The following is a 22,753-nucleotide window of genomic DNA, read 5'->3' on the forward strand; positions in this document are numbered from 1 at the left end:
GATGCGGTAAGGTTGAGTATTATGTGGAAGGATCTGATTACTCTCTCGGAAGACAAGAGTCGCGTTATTGCGCGCTTACCGAGCGATAGCAATGCAAACCCTGAATTAGCTCAAACGGGATTGAGTGAGTCTTTAGCTCGATTAGGAGCAGGGAAATTCTATTTGCTCGAAGAGGCGGTGAATCGTTTTATCAATTGTGTCAAAGAAGGTAAAAAAGAGGCTCGTGAAGGCATCATCATTGCTGAAAAAAGAAATGCGGCTGTTGAAGTCGTCTTGAGTGAGCAAGATATGCTAGCCAGTATGGTGGTCACAGGCGCTTATGGGGGGCGTGGTCTTTATGGCAGTGAGTTAGTGCATGCTTTAGCGCAAGCTTATGTAATTAAAGGCATAAATAAACAAGCTTTAAAAAAAGTCTTACTGGTGAGTAAAACCTTAAAACCCGGAGAAACCTTTACTCAACCGATTGCTCAGGGTAAAGCGCCGATTCAAGGTCAAGACGTGCAATTTGTCCCTTTAGTGGATGATGTGACAACCCGCATTTTAGCTCCGCAAAAAACGGCCGATCCGCATAAAGTCGATATGAGAAATCTGGGAGAAACAATCACCGTCGAAGAAAACGATCCAGTGATGCGTCGTAAGCCTGCAACTCAGGGTGAGCCGGGTTTTACCGTGTTGGGGAAAGTCATTCCTGCTAAACCGGGTAACGAAGGGGTACTGGTTGCGGGTAAAGGGACACACATCTCTCCTGATGATCCTAATTTGTTGTTATCCAGTCTATCTGGAATGCCGATCATTAAGAATAAAACGGTCGATGTAGAAAGCGCCTTGTGTCTAAATAACGTCAGTGTCGCAACTGGTCACGTGAAATTTAAAGGCAGTGTGGTTATTGCCGGAGATGTTGAGCCGGGAATGATTGTCCGCGCGACGGGGTCTATTGTGATCGGTGGATTTGTTGAATCGGCAGATGTACAAGCTCAAGGTGATATCGAGATCGGTAAAGGGATTATTGGCCATACGGTTTATGATGATGAAGCGAAAACCTGTGTGGTCAAATCGGGAGGCAGTATTAAGGCCAATTATGCCCAATTTTCTGAGTTACAAGCCGCGGAAAATATCCAGCTTTCTGTGCATAGTCTGAGCAATGATATTCGCTGTGGGGGCGATCTAACCGTTTTAGATAAAGCGGAAAAACAAGGCACACTCAGCGGCGGTAGTGCGAAAGTTGGCGGAAAAGTCGTGTGCTTTAATCTAGGAGTAGAAGGCGATGCGGCCACAACGCTTGAAGCATTTGCTCGCTATGGATGGTACCGTGACCGAATCGCTAAACATAAAGAGTATTATAAACAAGCTCAAGAGAGCACGATGGAAGTTATTCGCCGGGAATTAGAGTTTAAAAAGCGTCCTAAAGCCGAGCGTAATGAGGAAGAAGCGTCACAGATTGATCAGCATAAGGCGCAATCAAGTGAACGGATGGAAAAAGTGAAGGTGGCGGTAGACTTATTAAATGAAGAATTTGAACAGATGATTGGAAATCAATACCATTGAAGTTAAAGGCAAGGTCTTCACTCACGTGACGATTCAATATGGTGATGAAAAAGTGGTCACAAAGCGAGTTCATGGGCCTTCGATGATTATTTTTAATCAACATGAGATTAAGTTTTCCTCCAAATTGGATCAAGAGGATATTGGAATTTAAGCCAGAGACTCTGCACGGTGAGAGTTCGACGGGCGAAATCAATCCGTTCTACTTGAGATCGTGAGGCTATCGGCGCACAATCATAGCCAAAAAAGAGGAGTAGACATGGATCTTTCAGATATTCGTCGTGAGTACACACAAGGTGGATTACGCCGTAAGGACTTATTGCTCGATCCTATCGAGCAATTCAATTTTTGGCTAGAGCAAGCGATTAATGCCGGACTCGCTGATCCGACGGCGATGACGGTTGCGACCGTAGATGAACATGGTCAACCTTTTCAACGAATTGTTTTACTAAAAAATATTGATCAGCAAGGCTTGGTTTTCTACACCAACCTAGCCAGTCGTAAAGCGCAGCATATTGAACATAATCATCGAGTCAGTTTGCACTTTCCTTGGCATCCTTTAGAGCGTCAAGTGCACATTACTGGCGTCGCGGAAAAACTGACTGCCTTTGAGAACATGAAATATTTCACCTCTCGACCTAAAGAGAGCCAGCTTGCCGCATTGGCGAGTAAGCAAAGTAGCCGCATTTCTGCTCGTGGTGTATTAGAAGGTAAGTATCTCGAACTGAAACAAAAATTTGCTAAAGGAGAAATTCCTGTGCCTAAATTTTGGGGAGGCTATCGAATCAAACCGCAAAGTATTGAGTTTTGGCAAGGTGGTGAGCATCGTCTACATGATCGTTTTCTATACAGCAAATCTGATCAGCAGTGGCAGATAGAGCGTTTAGCGCCATAAAACGGGTTAGATATGATAGAGGGGGATAAGTGACTTATCCCCCTTTATTGTATTTAATGCTTACGCTATAGCTCGCGTAGGACGCGAAATCCGAGATAGTTGGCCGCCGTAGACGGCGAGACAAAGAGTTGATGGTAGGCTTTAGCCATTTCAGGTGAAAAACTCCATGCTCCACCTTTAGCGATACCGGGATTGTCTGATGTCCATTGCCAAACGTTACCAACCATATCGTAAAAGCCTAATGGGTTTGGTGAAAATGCCATGACGGGTGATGTACGGTTATTTGACCATGGCGTACCACTCCATCCAGTATTGGCTTGACCAGCGCCAAAATCATTCCCCCACCAGTAATCAGTTCTCCGCCCAGCGCGAGCGGCGATCTCCCACTCATCTTCACTCGGTAAGCGATAACGAAACCCAGTTTGTTGAGTTAACCAATTGGTATAAGCTCTTGCGTCGCTACGACTGATACAGACGGCAGGTGATTGAGCTGTTTGCTGAAAGCCGGGATTTTTCCAATCGCTTCCTGATACAGGAGCAACCGTTGTTCCTTGTACTGCCAGACAAATATTTTTCAGTTCAGCATCGGTTTTATAACCCGTTTGTTGAATAAATTGCTTAAATTGCCCTACGGTGACTGGCGTTGCGCTAATAGCGAAAGCATGATCAAGGCGAACTTGACGAGATGTGTTCTCCCCTAATAAGTACTCCCCTGCGAGTAGAGTGATCATTTGCGGGGCTTGCTGAGTATTTTTCAGAGTATCGGCGAACTTATCACCGGCTTTTACCTCATTAACAATTTCACGTAATACGGCACGTAAGGTGTGATCGCTACTGATATTGACCTGTTGATCAAATGGATGGAAACCTTCTTTTTTGATAACGACATGGTGTTGACCAGTAGGGAGCATGATTTCAACAGGAGTACTACCATAACGGACACTATTAATCGTGACCTGATCGTTATGCTGATTGGAACGAATCATGACATTAACCCAAGCCACTTCTTTTTGTTGACTTGGATGGCTACCATCACCAGGAGCGAAGCAATATTGGCTATCAATATTGAGTAATGTACAAGGCACGTTTTCGGCAGGTCTTGCATCTAATTGTGCTTCAAGTACCGTTTTAAAGCGGTTGCCATCATAAAAACCAGAATCAACGGTTTTATGTCTGAGCAAGTGAATGTTGAGCGAAACGGCGGCGAGGTGCTGTTTGATCAACGGCGCTTCAGTGGTCTCTTCTATTAACCACGTTTGAAATTGATTGACGGCCTTTTGCTGAGCTAAATCAGTGGTTTGTTGGCTACACTGTGCCAAAGTCATTGTGGCATGACAGACATTGGTAAAGCTGACTTTTTGTTCTCCGACACGACTCAATTCTGCTCGTAATCGCTCTGCTCTTGCTCGGAGTTTATCTTGATTCAATTGAGTAATTTTTTGTTGGATAGCGTCTTGGCTAGCTTGTAATTGAACGAGCTGATTTTGCATTTCTTGCAAGGTTTGCTGAGCAAGCAAAGTGTCTTGTTGATTTTTCTTAACTTCAGACCAAGCCGTTTGGTAAGCGTGTTGTGAACCGCTAATGTCTAATTGCGGTTCATCAATCATTTTCAAATAATCACGTTCTAGGGCTGTTTTCGCTGAATTGAATACGGTATTGAGTTGTTTAGTTAAGGCAGTTAAACGAGCGAGTTCAGCTTGCTGAGTGTCCACCACCGTTTGCTGATGTTGAGTTGCTTTCTTCGCTTCTTGCCACTGGGTATGATGCGTAAATAATGCGTCATCAATCGCCATGACTGAGGAAGGTGTGCCTTCAGCTAACGTGGGTGCTGTCACTAAGCAAGGTAAAAGTGCTAATAACAGAACGGGTAAACCTGGTCGCATTGTTGCCTACTTCAGTTAAGTTTTTGAAAATTATTGTCGCTATTCTAAACGAAAACGCCGTTTTGTCAGAAGTCATCTTTCAATAACTTAGGACCAAAACGGCGTTTAAACGACAGCTTTGTGAAATCAGACCAGAAAACGAGTCGATTTACAGGAATTAATCGTTTCTACTAGGGCGAAGTCTTACCCAAATAGTGTCATTTCCGTTGATTGTGACGGTTTGATTATAGGTTTCAAATCCGTCTTTAGTCACAGAAATTTGATGACGTCCTGCGGGTAAAACGACTTCCACAGGCGTACTGCCGTATTGTATACCGTTAATAGTGACAGAATCATGATATTGATCTGAACGAATGGTTACATTGGCCCACTGTTTTTCATTTTTGCTATTGACGGTTTCAGTTGCATTTTTTAAGCAATAGCGACTAGATACGTTTAACAGTTTGCAGGCGGCAACGGCTTCTGGACGTGCTTGTAGCTGAGCCTGAATATGAGTGAAATACTCGTTGTTCCCTTCAAATCCACTACGGATCACTTGGCTTTCTTGAACGTGAATATTGAGTTCAACGCCACGCAGATTTTGCTTAGCGATGACCGATTCAGTCAAATTATCAAGCAGTTGCTCTCTAAAGGTATTCACGGCACGCTGACGAGTCAACTGCTGACCTTGATTGGCACATTCGCCCAGAGTCATACTGGTAGAACAGGTGGTGCGGAAGCTGGCTTCCAAGACGCGGCTTTGACGAAGCTCGGCTTCGAGACGTTTAACTCGTGCATCAATCTTGCTCTCTTGCAAGTTAGTGAATTCGGTTTTCAAACGAGCATGACGCTGCTTCATTTGAGATAAACGCATATCACTTTCTGTCATCGCTTGCTGATTAATAAGTTGCTCCGATTGGTTTTGTTTCACATCGGCCCAAGCTTGCTGATAGCGCTGTTGAAAGGTGACTAAATCGGTGTCTGGATCTTCAAGAAGGCGATTATACTGTTTGTCCAGAGCAGATTTTGCCCGGTTTTGCCGTGCATTAAGCTCATCACTTTCACGTTTTAAACGTGCCTGTTCGTTTTTAAGTTGTTGAAGTTGAGCTCCTTCTGCTTCAAATTCCGCAGCGATAGTGTCAATTTCACTTTGTTTAATGGTTATTTTTTCATCGATAGCGGCCACAGGATCAACCTGTGTAACTTCTTCCGCGAACACCGATGCCGATACCCACAGAGGGCTTAGCGCAAGCAGTAGCGCTGGGAGGTGATATTTGATCATTAGGTCCCTGCAACAATTAACATAGCCACATTATAGTGGAGAAAGACAAACTTTTGACAGCGTTATCAATACGCTGGCTCATCGCAAAAAATTCTCATCCTGAAGGCACAATTGTATACAAAATCTAGTGAGTAGGTCACTGATTTTGTATCTTTTATAAATGTACTTACTCCATTTTGAGCAGATTCTTGAAATATGCAAGCACCGATTTCCGATCTGCTTTAACGTTTTTTAATTGGATACTCATTGACCGTAATTTATGTGCACTTGATCATTGTTCCGAAGCCTCGGATCAGGAGCTATTGCTCTCAGTGAGCGCTAATTTTGCTTGTTGTTGGCGGTATTGATAGTGAGATGAGACTTATTTCACTATCAAGCTTGGTTTCTGATAAAAATGTTATAACATGCAAAGAGGTCATCCCATGGTGCAGTGCTCATGAGTCAATATTTAGTGAATAACCCAGAAAGAGCCAAACTTTTGTCGCCTCGTCCGGCGGAATTAATTACTTTACCGGCTTATATGGATTGCCATGATCATAGTTACACACAAATTGTGATTGGCTTGAAAGGACAAGCGGATTTTGAGGTATCGGGCATCGGTAATATTGTTGGCCCTGGACAAGGATGTGTCGTAACTTCAAGTACAGTGCATGCTTTCGGCGCGACGGTAGGACAGTCGGACATTTTGGTGTTGAACTTGCCCTTACCACAAGGGGATGATCCTTTAACGTTACAGAGAATCAATGAACTAGCGCGTAGCGACATTTATTTTCAACTCGATAAGCAGATCCAAAAACTCATTCAGATGTTAGTGCTGGAGATGCATGCCAGTCCGGACGATTTATTACTGAGTCGAGCGTGCAGTGATACCGTGCTAGCCTTGTTATTGCGTCATATTTCGGCGTTTGAAGTCCATCGTAAAGAGGCTCGTTTTGATTTAGACGCGATCGATCGCTATATCGAGCAGCATTTAAGTCGTCGGATATCAGTTGCTCAATTAGCCGGCAGCGTTTATTTAGGTGAGAGTCAGTTTCACCAATTATTCAAAGAGCAATTGGGGATTACTCCACACCAATATGTCTTGAGTAAACGTGTGGATATGGCGAAACAACTCCTTGAGCAATCTCGTTTTACCTTGGGTCAAGTCGCTGAATTGGCAGGATTTTCAAATCAAAGTGCGTTCACTCATACCTTTTCTCGTTTACAAGGTATCTCCCCTTCTCAATACAAAAAGCAGTGTAGTCGATAAATGGTTTACTGCGCTTTGCGGACTCTTTGTCCGCAAGCCTATTATCAGTGATCCTCAGCGCTGGTCTCGCTGAATTCTGTGTTGTCCATCTGATATTGTATGGTGATTGTTTTTCTTGACATCGATGGCTGTGTTCTTGACGACATAGTGACGTTGTTTTTTTGAAAAATTATCAGTGGTTTTGCTTTTTCTTATGACCTTAATTGCTGTGATTTTGTTTTTGTTTTGTTAAAAAGATGAGATTTTCACAAAAACTCCGGAGTTTTTGACAAGTATTGTGCTTGCGCTCAAAGTACACTGCTTGCCATTGACTGAAATCCGAGTCACATCCCTCGGATAGGAGATTGAGGAAAACGCATGTTTACAGCAATAGATGTGTTGAACCCCAAGTTTATTGAGCAACCGCTTAGTACGCTTTGGGCACAGATCTCGCCACTTTATATGGTGGACGAATCTCAATGGCTAATGCAATTACTGCCTTTGGCAACGCCTAGCGATGAAGAAAAAGTGTTGATTGCGACCAAAACGACACAATTGATCGCGGCGATTCGCCAAGACAAGAAATCGGTGCAGATGATCGATGCTCTGCTTTTAGAGTACAGCTTGGACACTCAAGAGGGTATTTTATTGATGTGTCTTGCAGAAGCTCTGATGCGTATTCCTGATGCACCAACAGCGGATGCGTTTATTAAAGACCGATTATCGGTCGCCGATTGGAAATCACACCTGAAAAATTCGGATTCTGTGTTTGTCAATGCTTCGACCTGGGGATTGATGCTGACTGGTAAAGTCATTGGCTTGGGTGACAACCAAGCGCAAAGTCCGGCTCAAGCCTTAAACCGTTTGGTCAATAAACTTTCTGAGCCAGTCATTCGTAAGGCGATGCATCAAGCGATGAAAATCATGGGTCATCAGTTTGTATTGGGTCGCACGATCAGCGAAGCGCAAAAAAATGGCCGGGTAATGCGTGATAAAGGTTACACCTATTCGTTTGATATGTTGGGTGAAGCAGCGTTAACCACCAGCGATGCCAATAAATATTTAAAAGATTATTTAATGGCGATTGAGGCGGTTGGCCGAGACCAATATGGTTTGGATACCAGCCCAGCCCCATCGGTATCCATTAAGCTATCAGCCTTACATCCTCGCTATGAAGTGGCTAATCAAGCCCGTGTCATGGATGAGCTTTACCAGACTTTGCTGCAATTATTAGAACGAGCGATGGAATTGGATGTGGCGATCACCATTGACGCCGAAGAAGCGGATCGCCTAGAGCTGTCGTTACAACTATTTGAAAAATTGTATTGCAGTGAACAAATTCAAGGTTGGGGAAAGTTTGGCTTAGTCGTACAGGCGTACTCTAAGCGGGCGTTACCGACTTTAGTGTGGTTGACTGCGCTGGCAAAGCAATACAGTTGTTGTATCCCCGTACGTCTCGTTAAGGGCGCTTATTGGGATAGTGAGATTAAATGGTCACAGCAACGAGGCTATCAACGCTACCCCGTTTTTACCCGCAAAGAAGCGACCGATGTGTCCTATTTAGCCTGTGCTCGTTTTTTACTGAGTGATGGGGTTCGCGGACATCTTTTTCCTCAATTTGCGACTCATAACGCTCACACTGTATCGGCGATTGCGGTCATGGCAAGCCATAAAGAATTTGAGTTTCAGCGTTTACACGGGATGGGTGACGGCTTATATCATCATGCCATGAAAGCGTACCAGCAATCGGTACGTATTTACGCCCCCGTTGGTAGCCATAAGGATCTGTTGCCTTATTTAGTCCGCCGTTTATTAGAAAATGGCGCGAATAGCTCCTTTGTCCATCGTTTAGTCGATGCGCGCTGTCCGGTTGAAAGCTTAACTCAGCATCCGGTTGATGCGTTATTGGCGTTTGAGACGTTACACAACACTAACATTCCTCTGCCGCCACAGATTTTCCCTGAACGCAAAAACTCAGATGGGATCAATATTGATATTCAAAGTGAAGCGCAACCATTCGAAGATCAAGTGCATGGTTATTTGAGTCAACAATGGCAAGCAGGACCGATACTCAATGGTCAGTCACGGATCGAAAGCATGATCAAGGAAAATATGGCTCCTGTAGCGGTCACCGCTCCGTATGACCGCCGAGTTCATGTTGGACAAGTCTACCATTCAAGCCATGATCATGTTTCCGAGGCGATAGCCATTGCTCAAGCCGGTTTTAGTCATTGGCAGCAAACGCCAGCTAAGCAACGTGCTGAAAAATTGCTTAACCTAGCCGATTTGTTGGAGTCGAATTTAGCCGAGCTGTGTGCGCTTTGCCATCAAGAAGCAGGTAAAACCATTCATGATGCGATTGATGAGGTTCGCGAGGCGGTGGATTTCTGTCGTTATTATGCGAATCAAATTGGCGGCTTAGCTCCATTCACGATGGACGGTTTTGATGGCGTAACTCGTCAAGTTTCACGTCAAGGATGTGGTGTGTTTGTGTGCATTAGTCCATGGAACTTTCCGTTAGCGATTTTCCTTGGCCAGATCACGGCCGCGTTAGTGGCAGGCAATACGGTGGTGGCTAAACCCGCCGAGCAGACCAGCTTGATCGCCGCGCGTACCGTTGAACTGATGCTTGAAGCGGGCTTCCCTGACTATGCAATTCAATTTTTACCTGGTCGCGGCTCGGAGATAGGCCATGCATTGACTTCACACCCTGCGATTGCTGGTGTGGTGTTTACGGGATCGACGGCTACCGCTCAGCGGATTAATCAAACACTGGCTGAGCGAGAGTCGACGCCTGTGCCCTTGATTGCTGAGACGGGAGGGCAAAATGCGATGATCGTCGATAGTACGGCTCTGCCCGAGCAAGTGGTGCGCGATGTGTTACGTTCTGCCTTTGCTTCGGCGGGTCAACGCTGCTCAGCACTGCGGGTATTGTTTGTGCAGCAAGATATCGCTGATCGTGTGATTAGTTTGATCCAAGGTGCGATGCAGGAGCTGTCGGTCGGGATGCCTTATTTGCACAGTACCGATGTCGGCCCAGTGATTGATGCGAAGGCAAAGCAAGGTTTAGAGAAACACATTGCTCACATGAGCCAGACTCAGAAAAAAATTGCGCAATTAACGTTAGCTGAGGACTGTCAATATGGCGATTTCGTAGCACCAACGGCGTTTGAAATCTCAGGAATTGATTGTTTAAGTGAGGAGCAGTTTGGACCTATTTTGCATATTGTTCGCTACCAAGCCAACGAGCTGGCTCAGGTAGTTCAGCAGATCAATGCTACTGGTTACGGCTTGACGATGGGGATTCATAGCCGTAACGAAACCACTTACCGTTGGATAGAGAAGCATGCGCGAGTCGGTAACTGCTATATCAATCGCGATCAGGTTGGTGCAGTGGTTGGAGTGCAGCCATTTGGTGGTCAAGGGCTATCTGGCACCGGACCGAAAGCGGGTGGGCCGCATTATTTATATCGTTTTACCCAAGTGCAATACGGTTAATCTAACCAGCGAAGGAGTAGTTTATGGTACATCAAGTCACCCGTTTCACCGACGCCTGCTCGGCTTGGGAAAACTGGAACTTAACCGATTTTGATTTTAAATGTGAGTGCTTACTGTCATTGAAATCATCTTTAAAAGAAAGTATGCCGGGATTAGCTGACGTGGTGTCTTTTCACCTTGAGCAGGCCAGTGCATTATTGGCGTGTTCACACTCATTGATTGGTCCTACGGGTGAAACCAATGAACTGTATACCGCAGGGCGAGGGGTTGCTCTACTTATCCAAAATGACACCAGTGTAACGGCTAAGCAAGCATTGGTGGCTCAGTTATGCGGTGCGTTGGTGGCGGGCAATAGTGTCATTATCTGCAGTGATGATCGCGAGCTTGTTGCCGCGTTAACGGCGGCTAACCAGCAGTCATCGTTACCGGTTAATTTACTGCAGTTTAGTGCCTTGGACGCGTATCAGGCATTAATCGAGTCAGACATCCGCAGTGTTGGTTATGTGGGTAATGTATCGCTTGAGCACAGTCTTAATCGACAACTTGCTCAGCGTTCCGGCGCAATTATTAATCTTGTTTCAGAAACCGATCTCACCACCCTTCCCGTGGCACACGATCCGCACTTATCGCTACGTTTTATTACCGAACGTACGCGCACTATAAATATAACAGCAGTGGGTGGTAACGCGACGCTCTTAGAGCTAGGCAACGAAACCCATTAATCCTGACCCTCCTGCTCATTAAATTAATGAGCAGGAGGGAAAGCGATCTTAGTAAATAGAGGAAATATCAATGGACAATAGCTTTGCTATTACGACCACCTTCATTATCTATCTGATTTTTATGTTGGCGATCGGTGTGTTTGCTTACCAGCGAACCAAAAACTCATCAGACTACTTCCTAGGGGGCCGTTCCCTTGGGCCATGGCCAGCTGCGCTCTCGGCTGGGGCATCGGATATGAGTGGTTGGTTACTGTTAGGTTTACCCGGCTACGCTTATGCGGCAGGGATTGAAGCCTTTTGGCTTGCGGGTGGCTTACTCATCGGTACATGGGCTAACTGGTTAATTACCGCAAAGCGGTTGCGTACTTACAGTATTACCACCGATGCTCTGACTTTACCTGAGTTTTTATCGCGGCGCTTTAATGATAAATCGAAACTGATTCAAACCATCTCAGCCTTTTTCATTTTGTTATTTTTTCTTTTCTATACCAGTTCAGGTTTAGTCGCGGGTGGTAAATTATTTGAAACCGTCTTTGGGATTGACTACACCACCGCGGTGATCATTGGCACGATTTGTGTGGTGTCCTATACCTTATTTGGTGGTTTTCTGGCTGTATCTTGGACCGATTTGGTGCAAGGTTTACTGATGGCAGCGGCGTTGCTGATTGTCCCGATCACCGCAATGAATGGTGGTTTTAGTCAATTAAGTTCAGATTTGAGCGCGATTAACCCGCAATTATTGACTCTATGGGATGATATTCAAGGTAAGCCTCTTTCTAGTATTGCCATTCTCTCTCTCGTCGCGTGGGGCTTTGGCTATTTTGGTCAACCGCATATTTTGGCGCGTTTTAAGGCGGCGCGTTCGAATAAAGATCTAACTACTGCCCGTTGGATTGCGGTGCTGTGGACGGCGTTGTCAATGTTTGGAGCCATGTTAGTGGGCTTAGTTGGCCTAGTTTACGTTACGCAAAATGGCTCGATTCAGCTTGATGATGGTGAGCGGATATTTATGCTGCTGGTTAACGCTGTGTTTCATCCAGTCATCGCTGGTATTCTCCTAGCGGCGATTTTAGCGGCCATCATGAGTACCGCAGATTCACAGCTGTTGGTCTCTTCGTCTGCCCTAGCGGAAGATTTTTATAAGCAAGTTTTCAAACAAGAGGCGACTTCAGAAGAGATCGTTAAAGTAGGACGTTTTTCCGTTGTGCTGATATCAATCGTCGCGTTAGTGTTGGCCATGACACCGGATAGCTCAGTGCTTGGCTTAGTCTCTTATGCCTGGGCGGGTTTTGGTGCTGCTTTTGGTCCTGCATTAGTGCTCAGTCTGTACTGGTCGCGTATGAATCGTAATGGCGCTTTAGCGGGGATCATCGTTGGTGGTGTGACAATTGTGGTTTGGAAACAGCTGACTGGCGGTTGGTTTGATGTGTACGAAATCGTTCCAGGGATACTCTTTTCAACCCTAGCGATTGTGGCTGTTAGTTTGCTCACTGGCGAGCCAGAAGATACGGTTAAAGCGCAGCACAAAACCTTTCAAAAGAATTTAGTTGAATTAGATTAAACTTCGTACAGACTAACGTTATTCAGCCCCATGTTGATCATGGGGCTTTTTTTATTGCGTCGGCATGTCTCAAATCTGGCCGCTTGTGGCTTTGCAAACGAGGCGTGAAGTATTACCATAATAGGCGTCAAGTTAAAGGAGGCCTTTAGCTTGACCTTAACTCATTACATTAAAATTCTCAGGGCGGGGCGAAATTCCCCACCGGTGGTATGTCCATTAGGGCCAGCCCACGAGCGCTCGATTCGTCGAGGTCAGCAGATCTGGTGAGAAGCCAGAGCCGACGGTTATAGTCCGGATGAGAGAGAATGACAAATACGCCAATACTCTCTAGCGAGGACTCACTCAGCTAGTGATTCTGGTGCCTTTCGTTTTGCCTCATAACATTGCCCTGATTCTGGTCATTATTAGGAGTAACCATGAATCAGTTATCATTACTTGCCGAATTTGGCGATGCAATTACTCGAGTAGAAAACGCGTTACACGCTTTACGTGAAGGACGTGGTGTTTTATTGCTTGATGATGAAGATCGTGAAAATGAAGGCGATATTATCTATTCTGCACAACAGTTAACCAACCAACAAATGGCGTTGATGATCCGCGAATGCAGCGGGATTGTCTGTCTATGTTTAACCGATGAGCAGGCCAATAAACTCGAACTGCCACCGATGGTGCCCGTCAACGACAGCAAAAACCAAACCGCGTTTACGGTGTCGATAGAAGCTCGTCATGGTGTGACCACTGGAGTGTCCGCTCAAGATCGTGTGACCACGATTAAAACAGCGATTAATCCGCAAGCGAACCCCGACGATTTAGCCCGCCCAGGTCATGTCTTTCCGCTACGTGCCCGTAAAGGCGGTGTTATGACGCGACGTGGTCATACTGAAGGTACGGTAGATTTAATGCAAATGGCAGGATTATTGCCCGCTGGAGTGTTGTGTGAAGTAACCAATCCCGATGGTACGATGGCTAAAACGCCAGAGATTGTTGCCTTTGGTCACTTACACAATATGCCCGTACTGACCATCGAAGACATCGTCCAATACCGTTTGATAGCGCAGCAAAAATTGGCGTGATCACACGCGACATCATGTCTGACTTAAATGAGGTATGAAGCAAGTTAAGCGTTCATACCGAGGTGCTGTTGAACGGCTTCGAAATCACTAATCTCGAAAGATCAACAGCACCGCATTCTTCATGTTAGAATGAACGATATTGTCGAGCGTTTTTGCTCTACGCCATTTTATTTAGAGTCTGCTATGTCATTTACACAACTTGGGCTAAACGAAGCACTGATCAAATCAGTCGCTGAGCTTGGTTATCAAACTCCGACCACCATTCAAACGCAAGCGATTCCGGTTATTTTAAAAGGCCAAGATCTGATTGCCGCTGCGCAAACTGGGACCGGTAAAACGGCCGGCTTTGTGCTACCGATTTTAGATAGATTGATGCAAGGACAAACTCAGCGCAAAAAACGTATTCGCGCGCTGATTTTAGTGCCGACTCGTGAGCTTGCCATCCAAGTTGCGGATAATGTCAAACAGTATGCTCAATACACGGAGTTAACCAGTTTAGCGATGTATGGCGGTGTTGATGAGCAGGCACAAAAACAGCAACTGATTGACGGTGTGGATGTGTTGGTTGCCACCCCCGGACGACTGCTTGATATGTACGCTCAACGAGCGGTACATTTTGATGAAATTGAAGTGGTTGTGCTGGATGAAGCGGATCGCATGCTCGATATGGGCTTTATTGAAGCGATTAACAAAATCATTCAACGTTTGCCAACGGAAGCGCAATTTTTACTCTTTTCCGCGACTTTATCGAATAAGGTTCGTGAGCTGGCTAAAACTGCGGTGGGTGAAGCTCATGAGATCAGCATTGCTGCTCATCAAGCCTCGAAGTCCAACATTACCCAGTGGCTTATTACGGTCGATAAAGATCAAAAGTCAGCATTGTTGAGTCATTTAATCCATGAATATCAATGGGACCAAGCGCTGATCTTTATCGAGACCAAACACGGCGCTGCCAAATTGGCTGCGCAATTAGAAAAAAGAGGCATTGCCGCTGAAGCGTTTCATAGCGGTCGTAGCCAAGCCGTACGCGAGCAACTGTTAGCAGATTTTAAAGCCGGAAAGATCAAATATTTGATTGCGACCGGTGTTGCCGCGCGTGGTATTGATATCGATGAATTACCGCGAGTGGTCAATTACGATTTACCTTTCCCTGCTGATGAATATGTCCATCGTATTGGGCGGACAGGTCGAGCTGAGGCACAAGGCGAAGCGATTTCTTTGGTATCGAAAGACAACTTCAAAAACTTATGCATGATAGAGAGCCGTTTAGGGCATTTGATTGAACGGCGAGAAATCGCAGGATTTGAGCCTAAACATCCAGTGCCAATATCAATTCTTAATTACGTGCCGAAGCACAAACGCACTGAATAAAAAACTAAGGCTGGTGAACTGATTTTACCAGCCTTAATTTTTATCAATATCGGAGCTCTCTGTTATTGAATGATTAGACGCAGACCCATTGACAGATTAATCCAGAGCAATCCCATACTTAAGCAGTATCTTGTCAAAAGTACCATTAGCTTTGATTTGTTCTAACCCTTGATTAAAGGCTTCGATGTACTCGAGAGCATTGGGGTTAGCTAGCCCAGAGGTAACATGGAGTGAGTTAGCAGATAACCCATTGGTAGTAAATCGATAGTTATTGGCATTCAAACCATTATCACTCATTAAGGAACGAGCGACTAATTCATCCTCTAAAGTGACGTCGATCCGGCCTGCTTCTAAACGGCGTAAATTAGAAATTAAGTCATTGGCTTCTGAGCGATTAAATAGCGTTGAATTTAAAAAATCGTCGCCATATCCATAACCTCGAACCGTACCTACGCGTTTACCTGCGAGACTATCAAGACCGCTATATTCAAAGGCATTCGTGGGTAGGGTAATAAACTTTATTTGGTTGTAGAGATAATGATCGCTATAAGCCAGAACGCTGGTTCGCTGTTCGGTAAACCACGTTGCTGGTAGCAAATCAATATTGCCTGCTTGAACCTCTGCCAGTGCCCTTGCCCAAGGCATAATTTGAAACTCTAGTTGATAGCCTTGCGTTTCTAGTGCGGCGCTGACTAATTCAATAGAAAGTCCATGAGGAGCCTCTGAGGTAACAAACGGTGGCCATGGATCTTGCGCTGCTGTGAGAGTTTTCGCCCAGCTTGTCCAGCTCAGAAAAGTAAGTAATACGGTTAAACAAAGTGATGTGACTTTCATACGAAGACCTCATTATCCTAATAAAACACTGGTGTCGTTTGAGTAGGGAAAACGCCACTTTGTATCAAAGGTGATCACTTGAAGAGATTGAAGAAGTATTCTCTTCAAGTGATGAAGTGCGGATTGATAGTATTAACGGTAACCGGCAATGATTTCATCGAGCTTACCGCTCTCTTTGATGAGATTAATTCCGTTCTGCAGTTTTTCAACATATTGATCGTTAGTACTGTTATGGAACGCGAAATAGGTTTGCGATTCATGTAGTACGTAGACGATTTCGTACAGACTGGGATCGATATTTTGTTCACGCATAATAAATACACCGACATTATCGCCATAAGCCCACAGATCGATGCGATTAGCATCCAATTGTCTGGCGACCATTTCCGGTGATGCTGAAGGTCTTAACGCATTAGGATTGACCGCGAGATTACGCAGCAGTTGCTCACCGATATCTTCTCTCACCACACCCACGCGATAATTATTGAGATCGCTCGGTGTGGAAATTTTGATGCCTTTGGCTTTTGGTGCCCAGAGCACGACTCGACTTTCGACAATCGGCCCCGCCCATTTAAAGAGGTTGTCTCGAGCTTCAGTACGTGTCATGGAAAATAGAACTGTATTTGGCGTTTCTAACGCCGCAGCGTAACCTCTCGCCCATGGTTGAAGTTGTACGCTTTCGCCTTTGACAGGGTCATTGACGGCTTCTGAGGCTGATTCAAGCACATCAATAGCGATTCCCGTTAATCTCCCTTGTTCTTCATAATTAAAGGGCGGATAGATTTCAGTAATAAAATTTAGATCGTTTAAGCTTGATGCAAAACTGTAAGAAGATACGGCCAATAAACTGGCGGTGATAATTGACTTCATGGTGTTCCCTCTTGATGACGATTGAAGTGGTATCCCTAGAGGAGGTAATGAACCATTACCTCCTCTCACCGGAAATTAATGGGTTTTAAATTTAGCGACTTGTTGTTTGATTTCTTCTCCAATATTGATCACCTCTACTGACATACCTAAGTTGGTTTGAGCACCATCAGCCACGGCTTTTGATGCGTCAACGACGTCAAGTAATGAGCGGCTAATCGAGGCAATCGATACATTTTGACTTTTGGCAAGATCGGCCACGTGTTGATTTTTCTCTTTGATGGTTTTTGCCATCAGGTTCATTTTTTCGATAACGGAGTGAGACTCTCCAAAGCGTTCAGAGGTTTTTTCTAGAGTCAGTGCGATGTCATGTAACTCTTTTTCAACCATTGAGGTGGCTTCATTGAGGGCATTGATATTGGTTTTAATTTGCTCAGTAGAATGGCTCGTTTTCACGGCTAGGTTACGGACCTCATCGGCGACCACCGCGAATCCTCGGCCTTGTTCACCAGCTCGAGCGGCTTCGATGGCAGCGTTGAGTGCCAGTAGGTTGGTTTGTTCTGAAATGTCATTAATCACATTTAAAATGGTGTTAATTTTTTCACCTTCTTGAGAAAGGGTGGTCATTTTGCTGTTAAGCTGTAGCATTTTCTCCTGCATTTTTTTCATTTCGTGCGACGTGGTTTCAATCGTACTGTGCATCGAGTCGGTTAACGTGCTGGATGAACTGGCGTGCTGGGCGCTATCTAAAGCAGACTCATTAACTTGTTGAATTGAGTGTTGAATATCAACGGCAGCGTGTGAGATAGAATCTAACGTGTGTTGTTGTTGATTGAGTTTTACGGCATTGTCGCTCGCGATTTCTTTGCTGGCGAGTGAGGATCGATGCAGATGCTCCGTTGACTGGATGATTTTTTGAACAATGGTTTCTAAGGACTCGGTGAATCGATTGATCCCTAAGGTAATATCTTTAAATTCGTTGAGTTTGGCTGGCTCAATCCGTTGCGTGAGATCACCATCTCCAGAAGCAAGATCCATGACCCTATCGGTAAGGTTAGCAAGAGGTTTTAATACCGTGATACGCAACAGTAAAAGGGTGATTAAAGAGAGCAAAACATCCAGAATCAGTATCTCGATGATAACTTTTTGCATCAATTCAGATAATTGTTCGGCGATAGCAAAATCATTGTAATATAAAACAATCGAACCGACTTTTTTGATATTACCAAAATCATCAATAAAGAATTCCTGCTCTTTTTTCCCCGTATACGATTTGGGATCAATATTGGTGATCTCTGGGTATTCAGGATGATTGAGATAAAAGATTATGGATTTGTCATTATTGTCTTTTATCTGTATTGCACTAATCGCAGGCTCATTGAGCTCTGATAATACAATTGCCTTCGCTGAGTCAAAATCGAAGTCCCAAATCGGCTTAGGTAGACTGATCGATAAGCGATGAGTAGCATGTTCAATATTCGCACTTAGGCTTTGATAGAGCTGCTTTTGGAAAACATTATATTTTACTGCGCCCATTCCCAATAGAATCAGAGTAATAGCCAACACAATTTGGCTAAAAAAGATCACTTTGATACTTTTAAACATAGTTAATCCTCATCCACGCTATTACCTATTTAGTATAGTCGGCGTTCCATTTACTGCTAACGGAAGGGAAAAATTATGTTTATTTACTCGTCTAGGAAAGCGTTTTCTTGAGCATCGGTTTGATTTACCTCCATTTTCATGAAGGGATCGTCATGTCTAGATCGTCCCATTGTGTGCTGACAAAATCGATAAACTGCCGCACTAGAGGCGACTGATAGCTACGCGATAAATACACCGCCCACAATGCGTTGGTTGCTAAATGGTAGTCGGGTAATATCTGGATTAGAGCGCGATCTTTTAAGTAGCGATTGGCTAAATCACAAGGGAGCAGGGCAATGCCTTTACCGTGTAATGTTGCCCGGCAGATTAAGCTCATATCGTTGGCTCGAATCGTACCATTGACATTGACACTGTAGGTTTGGTTATGGCGAAGAAACTCCCATTTATGATGTGAAAGATGGACAAAACAGTTGTGCTTAGCTAAATCACTCGGCTGTACAATCGGTTGATGTTGAGCAAGATAAGTCGGCGCAGCACAAGCAACCGTATCGACTTGAAAAAGACGTCGAGCAATTAATTGTTCGTCAGGTTGGGTAGTAAAACGCAGTGCAATATCCACCCGTTCATCAACCAGTTGAGCTAAGCGATCGGAAGCAAGAATATCAATCGTTACTTGTGGATGCAGATCAGTAAACGCTTCTACGGCATCAAGCAGTAGATAGCGTGCTAAGCCAATTGGTACCGAAATACGAATTCGCCCAGACAATGACTGCGATTGCTCTAGTGCTCGTATTTCTAATTCTGCCGTTTGATTGAGGATTTTTTCACACTGTCTTAGCGCTTCTTCCCCAGATGCTGTTAGGCTCACTTTGCGTGTTGTCCGATGCAACAAACGCTGTTTTAACCAATCTTCAATTTCTTGTACATGGCGTGAGACTTGTAAGCGACTTAAGTTAAGGTTTTCTGCCGCTTGAGTGAAGCTACCAATGTTGGCGACTTCTACAAAGCTGCGCATTGCGGTCAATTTATCCATACTTCTCTCTCATTAGTATCTTATCTAGATACAATCTACATCCTTTCTTACCATTTATCACTCGCTCAGAGGCGACTACACTAGCATCTGTTGATAAATTAAACATTAAGGTGTTAAAAAATGAAAGTTGCTATTGTTGGAGCCTCGGGTTGGATCGGTAGTCATTTAGTACAAGAAGCACTGTCTCGTGGGCACGAAGTTGTCGCTATGGTGCGTGATCCCGCTAAAATGACCGATGCGAATGTCGAAGTACGTCAGTTTGATGTACACAATCAAGCCAATTGTGCTCAGTTATTTGCAGATATAGATGTCGCTATGGTGTCAATTGGCGGTCGAGCAAGTGGGGATCATAGTATTGTTGCCAAGACTGCTGAGCAGTTATTGAGTGCATTACCTCAAGCTGGAGTAAAACGTTTACTTTGGGTTGGGGGAGCTGGTTCGTTAGAAGTTTCACCGGGCGTTTCACTGGTCTCTTTACCGGATTTTCCAAGTGAATATAAACCAGAAGCGCTGGCACAAGGAGAAGCCTTAGCGGTTTTTAGAAGTAGCGATAGTCCACTGAATTGGACCTTTGTTAGCCCAGCGGCTGAGATTTTCCCCGGTGATAAGCAAGGAGCTTACCGCATTGGCGGTGATCAGTTACTCGCGGATCAAGATGGGCATAGTCGGATTTCGGTCAGTGATTATGCAGTGGCAATGCTAGATATGTTAGAAACGGCATCTTTTGCGCAGCAGCGAGTTGGAGTTGCCTACTAACGGATCGTTATCAGCGCCGATATTTATGATCGTCACTAAGTGAGTGTATGCTTAGCGACGATCCGTCTTGTTTATTCACGCTCGTTATTGTTCGACGTTAATGCCATTCAAAATAAACTGGCTTTCATAAACCATTTTATAAGCATCTGAAGGTTGATGAAGCCCTTTACTGATTGCCATGATGGTTGTTTCACTGGTGATCTGTGTGGTTGAATACAACCATTTTTGCTTATTTTCAGCCTGTGAAATTTGGTTTTTAGCAACAGAATCAACATTGATTTCCTCATCCAAGAGGGTGAAGTAAGCGTATCCGGCTTGACTCGCTAACTCTGCACTTTTACGCAAAATATACTTACGAGCAATGGCTCTGTCTGTGTAATCATTACCAATAAAACTGATTTGCCAAGTATCTTGAGCAAGCGCTTGTACATCGAATCCTTTACCAAAAGACCAAAAGTTTTTTTCTGTTTGATAAGGTGTTGCACAGCCAGAAAGCAGTAATAACCCTGCGATAATCATTACGATGTTCTTTTTCATTTATTTTCTCTATTAAACGTGGTGGATAAAGATATAAGGCCTTACTTAAGAGAAGTTTACCTAATATTGACATCGATAATTGTCTGGAAATGTCTGTTGATGTCTTTTTTCTTTGAAAAAGACTCCTTATCGCTCACATTAATGGTGGTGATTAATGAGTGATGGATTTAGAGAATATTTGTATAATCATGATACCTACGACAATGAAAGTGATACCAATTAATGCAGGGACATCTAAACTTTGTTTATAAATAAAAAACGACATAATAGAAACCAGCAGAATACCCATCCCTGCCCATATCGAATAAGCGATGCCAATATTCATGGTTTGTACGACTTGAGATAAACCATAAAAAGAGATGCAATACCCGATAACCACAAAGCAACTCGGCAGAAATCGAGTAAAACCATAGGAAGCTTTCATCATCGTTGTTGCCATGGTTTCTGCAAGGATAGAAACCATTAATATAATATATACTTTCTGCATAAAATTGATGCCTGTCGAAATTAATAAAAATAATGAATAGAATTTATTTTGTGGATAAATTTAAATTTAGTTTCCTCATTTTCCACAAGCGGCGTTTATACCACGGAACCGTCGTTGCGTGAACCATTCGATGTAGTGCGCGAGAATAATCCATGACCAAGCCCGGAGTCCATGCCATCATTAGCGCTCGTCTTCTTATTTGTGCGGCGATCCATAACTCTGGAGTACACATTATTTTTAATAGAGATAAGAAATTCTGATTTGGCCGAGCTAGAATACCTTCTAAGGCCGCTTCTAAAGCATAAGCAACCGTACTAGAGCAATTTTGATGCGTTATATTATAAATCGGATATTGACGATAACTTTCCCAAAAATTTAGCAAAGCATCGCGATTATAATGTTCAAACATAATCTTTTGATCGGATTCACACCAGTCGGCAGCTTCAGTTTGATAGTCTGATAAAAACCGTCCAGGTACATTATTATCTGGCGTTGCTCTTAATAAGCGAAAAAAGTCAGCTGCTTTGCGATCGATATCTTCCTCTGGGTATAAGCTTACATAAAGCTTAGAGGGTAACTCTAATGAGGCGTGACCGGTCGAAATAGTACCATTTTTATCAACTGCAGCAATATAACGATTAATAATTGGACGTGGTAAGGGAGGCGTGCTTGCTGAACCGACAGGTGTCCAAATATGAATAGTTAAAGGCTGTTGGAGAGATTGAGTGGCTCGATGTGATACCTTCGATACGGTGTTCTGTTTGATAGAGTCGAGAGATAACTTAGGGTTGATAATCTGAAATATGGTTAATCCTTTTTCTATATAACGAGATCGAGTAGCAATCGATAAAGCACTCACGCCAGTCCCAATCATAATTAAGCCGATAAAAAAAGATAGTGTCGATTGATGATGAGTTAAAATAAAAAATGAAAATAACATTTGGAATATTCCCCATGCAAGAGTAATTTTCCATCGATAGAATCGGACGATCCAAGCAGAAGCCATAGCAAAGGATCCGGTAATAAAATAAGCGAGAACAAAAATCGCTGAGATAATTTCGTTACTGTATCCATTATTCATTAATAAAATATAGGAGAAAAATAAAAAAACAATTCCCTTACATAATAGTAAGTGGTTTTTATTTTTTATGCTGCATAGAGCAATGCTTAAGGTCATTAAGCTTTCAAATAATAAAATAAGACCAAAGGTATTTTTAGGGAATAATAGCTGTTGATTCAATCCATCAAAAAAGATAAAAGCACCAGTCATCACCCACAAAATTCCGAAAATCCATAGGTAAAGTGAGTGTTTTTTAACAAAGTCGGAACCTAAAAGTAGTAAAGCAATCTGTAACATGTTGAGCCTATTCTTATTCTTTAACTACAGCGATGAAATGAAGATAAAAATATCTTATGAATGGAGTCTACCTAAAACCTGAACCAATGACTGTCTGCATATGTCACCTTCTGTCTTGGTGATTTTGATTAATATGAGGATTGGGTCATTTTCCGTCTTTTTGATGGTTTTTTATTGGGGGTTTATTTTTAAGATATTGTATAATAAGGATTATTTATCCATACAATCCCATACATTAGTTAC

At 43.8% G+C, this 22,753-nt stretch carries 17 protein-coding genes, 1 pseudogene and 1 riboswitch; of the genes and pseudogenes, 9 read left to right on the forward strand and 9 right to left on the reverse strand.

Translation table 11 applies throughout. The features are described 5' to 3' along the window. The first annotated feature begins 21 nt into the window (after nt 1-21). Nucleotides 22-1,696, forward strand: a pseudogene (locus tag VIB_RS13920) (DUF342 domain-containing protein). 105 nt (nt 1,697-1,801) lie between these two features. Then, on the forward strand, nt 1,802-2,437 hold the full coding sequence (gene pdxH, locus VIB_RS13925; protein ID WP_004396844.1) for a pyridoxamine 5'-phosphate oxidase: 636 nt from the start codon (nt 1,802-1,804) through the stop codon (nt 2,435-2,437). 65 nt (nt 2,438-2,502) lie between these two features. Here pdxH and VIB_RS13930 read toward each other — a convergent pair whose 3' ends face one another. Then, nucleotides 2,503-4,320 (reverse strand): formylglycine-generating enzyme family protein, encoded by a 1,818-nt coding sequence (locus VIB_RS13930; protein ID WP_004396845.1) that lies wholly within the window; start codon nt 4,318-4,320, stop codon nt 2,503-2,505. A 157-nt stretch (nt 4,321-4,477) separates the two neighbouring features. Next, nucleotides 4,478-5,581, reverse strand: coding sequence for a PEGA domain-containing protein (locus tag VIB_RS13935; RefSeq protein ID WP_004396846.1), 1,104 nt, complete (start codon nt 5,579-5,581; stop codon nt 4,478-4,480). 436 nt (nt 5,582-6,017) lie between these two features. On the opposite strand from VIB_RS13935, the gene VIB_RS13940 reads away from it, so the two are divergent. The 6 genes from VIB_RS13940 (at nt 6,018) to VIB_RS13965 (ending at nt 15,034) form a co-directional block, all read left to right on the forward strand. Beyond that, nucleotides 6,018-6,830: an AraC family transcriptional regulator gene (locus VIB_RS13940; protein ID WP_004396847.1), complete on the forward strand. Its 813-nt coding sequence runs from the start codon at nt 6,018-6,020 to the stop codon at nt 6,828-6,830. 357 nt (nt 6,831-7,187) lie between these two features. Continuing rightward, nucleotides 7,188-10,307: a bifunctional proline dehydrogenase/L-glutamate gamma-semialdehyde dehydrogenase PutA gene (gene putA / locus VIB_RS13945; RefSeq protein ID WP_004396848.1), complete on the forward strand. Its 3,120-nt coding sequence runs from the start codon at nt 7,188-7,190 to the stop codon at nt 10,305-10,307. A gap of 23 nt (nt 10,308-10,330) precedes the next feature. Further along, nucleotides 10,331-11,029: a hypothetical protein gene (locus VIB_RS13950; RefSeq protein WP_004396849.1), complete on the forward strand. Its 699-nt coding sequence runs from the start codon at nt 10,331-10,333 to the stop codon at nt 11,027-11,029. A 70-nt stretch (nt 11,030-11,099) separates the two neighbouring features. Then, nucleotides 11,100-12,590 (forward strand): sodium/proline symporter PutP, encoded by a 1,491-nt coding sequence (gene putP / locus VIB_RS13955; protein ID WP_004396850.1) that lies wholly within the window; start codon nt 11,100-11,102, stop codon nt 12,588-12,590. A gap of 170 nt (nt 12,591-12,760) precedes the next feature. Next, nucleotides 12,761-12,901, forward strand: a riboswitch (FMN riboswitch). 105 nt (nt 12,902-13,006) lie between these two features. After that, on the forward strand, nt 13,007-13,663 hold the full coding sequence (gene ribB / locus VIB_RS13960) for a 3,4-dihydroxy-2-butanone-4-phosphate synthase (protein ID WP_004396851.1): 657 nt from the start codon (nt 13,007-13,009) through the stop codon (nt 13,661-13,663). Between the two features lie 183 nt (nt 13,664-13,846). Beyond that, a complete protein-coding gene (locus VIB_RS13965; protein WP_004396852.1) occupies nt 13,847-15,034 on the forward strand; it encodes a DEAD/DEAH box helicase in 1,188 nt (395 codons plus the stop codon). 96 nt (nt 15,035-15,130) lie between these two features. On the opposite strand, the gene VIB_RS13970 is transcribed toward VIB_RS13965, so the two are convergent. The 4 genes from VIB_RS13970 to VIB_RS13985 all read right to left on the reverse strand — a co-directional run bounded on the left by VIB_RS13970 (nt 15,131) and on the right by VIB_RS13985 (nt 19,373). Further along, on the reverse strand, nt 15,131-15,868 hold the full coding sequence (locus VIB_RS13970; RefSeq protein WP_004396853.1) for a transporter substrate-binding domain-containing protein: 738 nt from the start codon (nt 15,866-15,868) through the stop codon (nt 15,131-15,133). Nucleotides 15,869-16,000: 132 nt separating this feature from the next. After that, entirely contained in the window at nt 16,001-16,738 is a 738-nt protein-coding gene (locus VIB_RS13975) for a substrate-binding periplasmic protein (protein WP_004396854.1), read from the reverse strand. Nucleotides 16,739-16,813: 75 nt separating this feature from the next. Next, the gene (locus VIB_RS13980) at nt 16,814-18,340 is read right to left on the reverse strand and encodes a methyl-accepting chemotaxis protein (protein WP_004396855.1); all 1,527 of its coding nucleotides are present in this window, start codon (nt 18,338-18,340) and stop codon (nt 16,814-16,816) included. A gap of 136 nt (nt 18,341-18,476) precedes the next feature. After that, nucleotides 18,477-19,373, reverse strand: a complete 897-nt coding sequence (locus VIB_RS13985; RefSeq protein WP_004396856.1) for a LysR family transcriptional regulator — start codon at nt 19,371-19,373, stop codon at nt 18,477-18,479. 120 nt (nt 19,374-19,493) lie between these two features. Between VIB_RS13985 and VIB_RS13990 the strand changes: the two genes are divergently transcribed. Next, nucleotides 19,494-20,129, forward strand: coding sequence for an NAD(P)-dependent oxidoreductase (locus VIB_RS13990; RefSeq protein WP_004396857.1), 636 nt, complete (start codon nt 19,494-19,496; stop codon nt 20,127-20,129). Nucleotides 20,130-20,213: 84 nt separating this feature from the next. Here VIB_RS13990 and VIB_RS13995 read toward each other — a convergent pair whose 3' ends face one another. From VIB_RS13995 to VIB_RS14005, 3 genes are all read right to left on the reverse strand, one after another. Further along, nucleotides 20,214-20,666 carry a CC0125/CC1285 family lipoprotein gene (locus VIB_RS13995; protein WP_004396858.1) on the reverse strand — a complete coding sequence of 151 codons (453 nt, stop codon included), beginning with the start codon at nt 20,664-20,666 and terminating at the stop codon, nt 20,214-20,216. A 151-nt stretch (nt 20,667-20,817) separates the two neighbouring features. Further along, nucleotides 20,818-21,153: a DMT family transporter gene (locus VIB_RS14000; protein ID WP_040905217.1), complete on the reverse strand. Its 336-nt coding sequence runs from the start codon at nt 21,151-21,153 to the stop codon at nt 20,818-20,820. A gap of 43 nt (nt 21,154-21,196) precedes the next feature. Then, nucleotides 21,197-22,510, reverse strand: coding sequence for an HdeD family acid-resistance protein (locus VIB_RS14005; protein ID WP_004396859.1), 1,314 nt, complete (start codon nt 22,508-22,510; stop codon nt 21,197-21,199). Nucleotides 22,511-22,753: the final 243 nt, after the last annotated feature.

Source organism: Vibrio metschnikovii CIP 69.14, assembly GCF_000176155.1.
GTDB lineage: Bacteria > Pseudomonadota > Gammaproteobacteria > Enterobacterales > Vibrionaceae > Vibrio > Vibrio metschnikovii.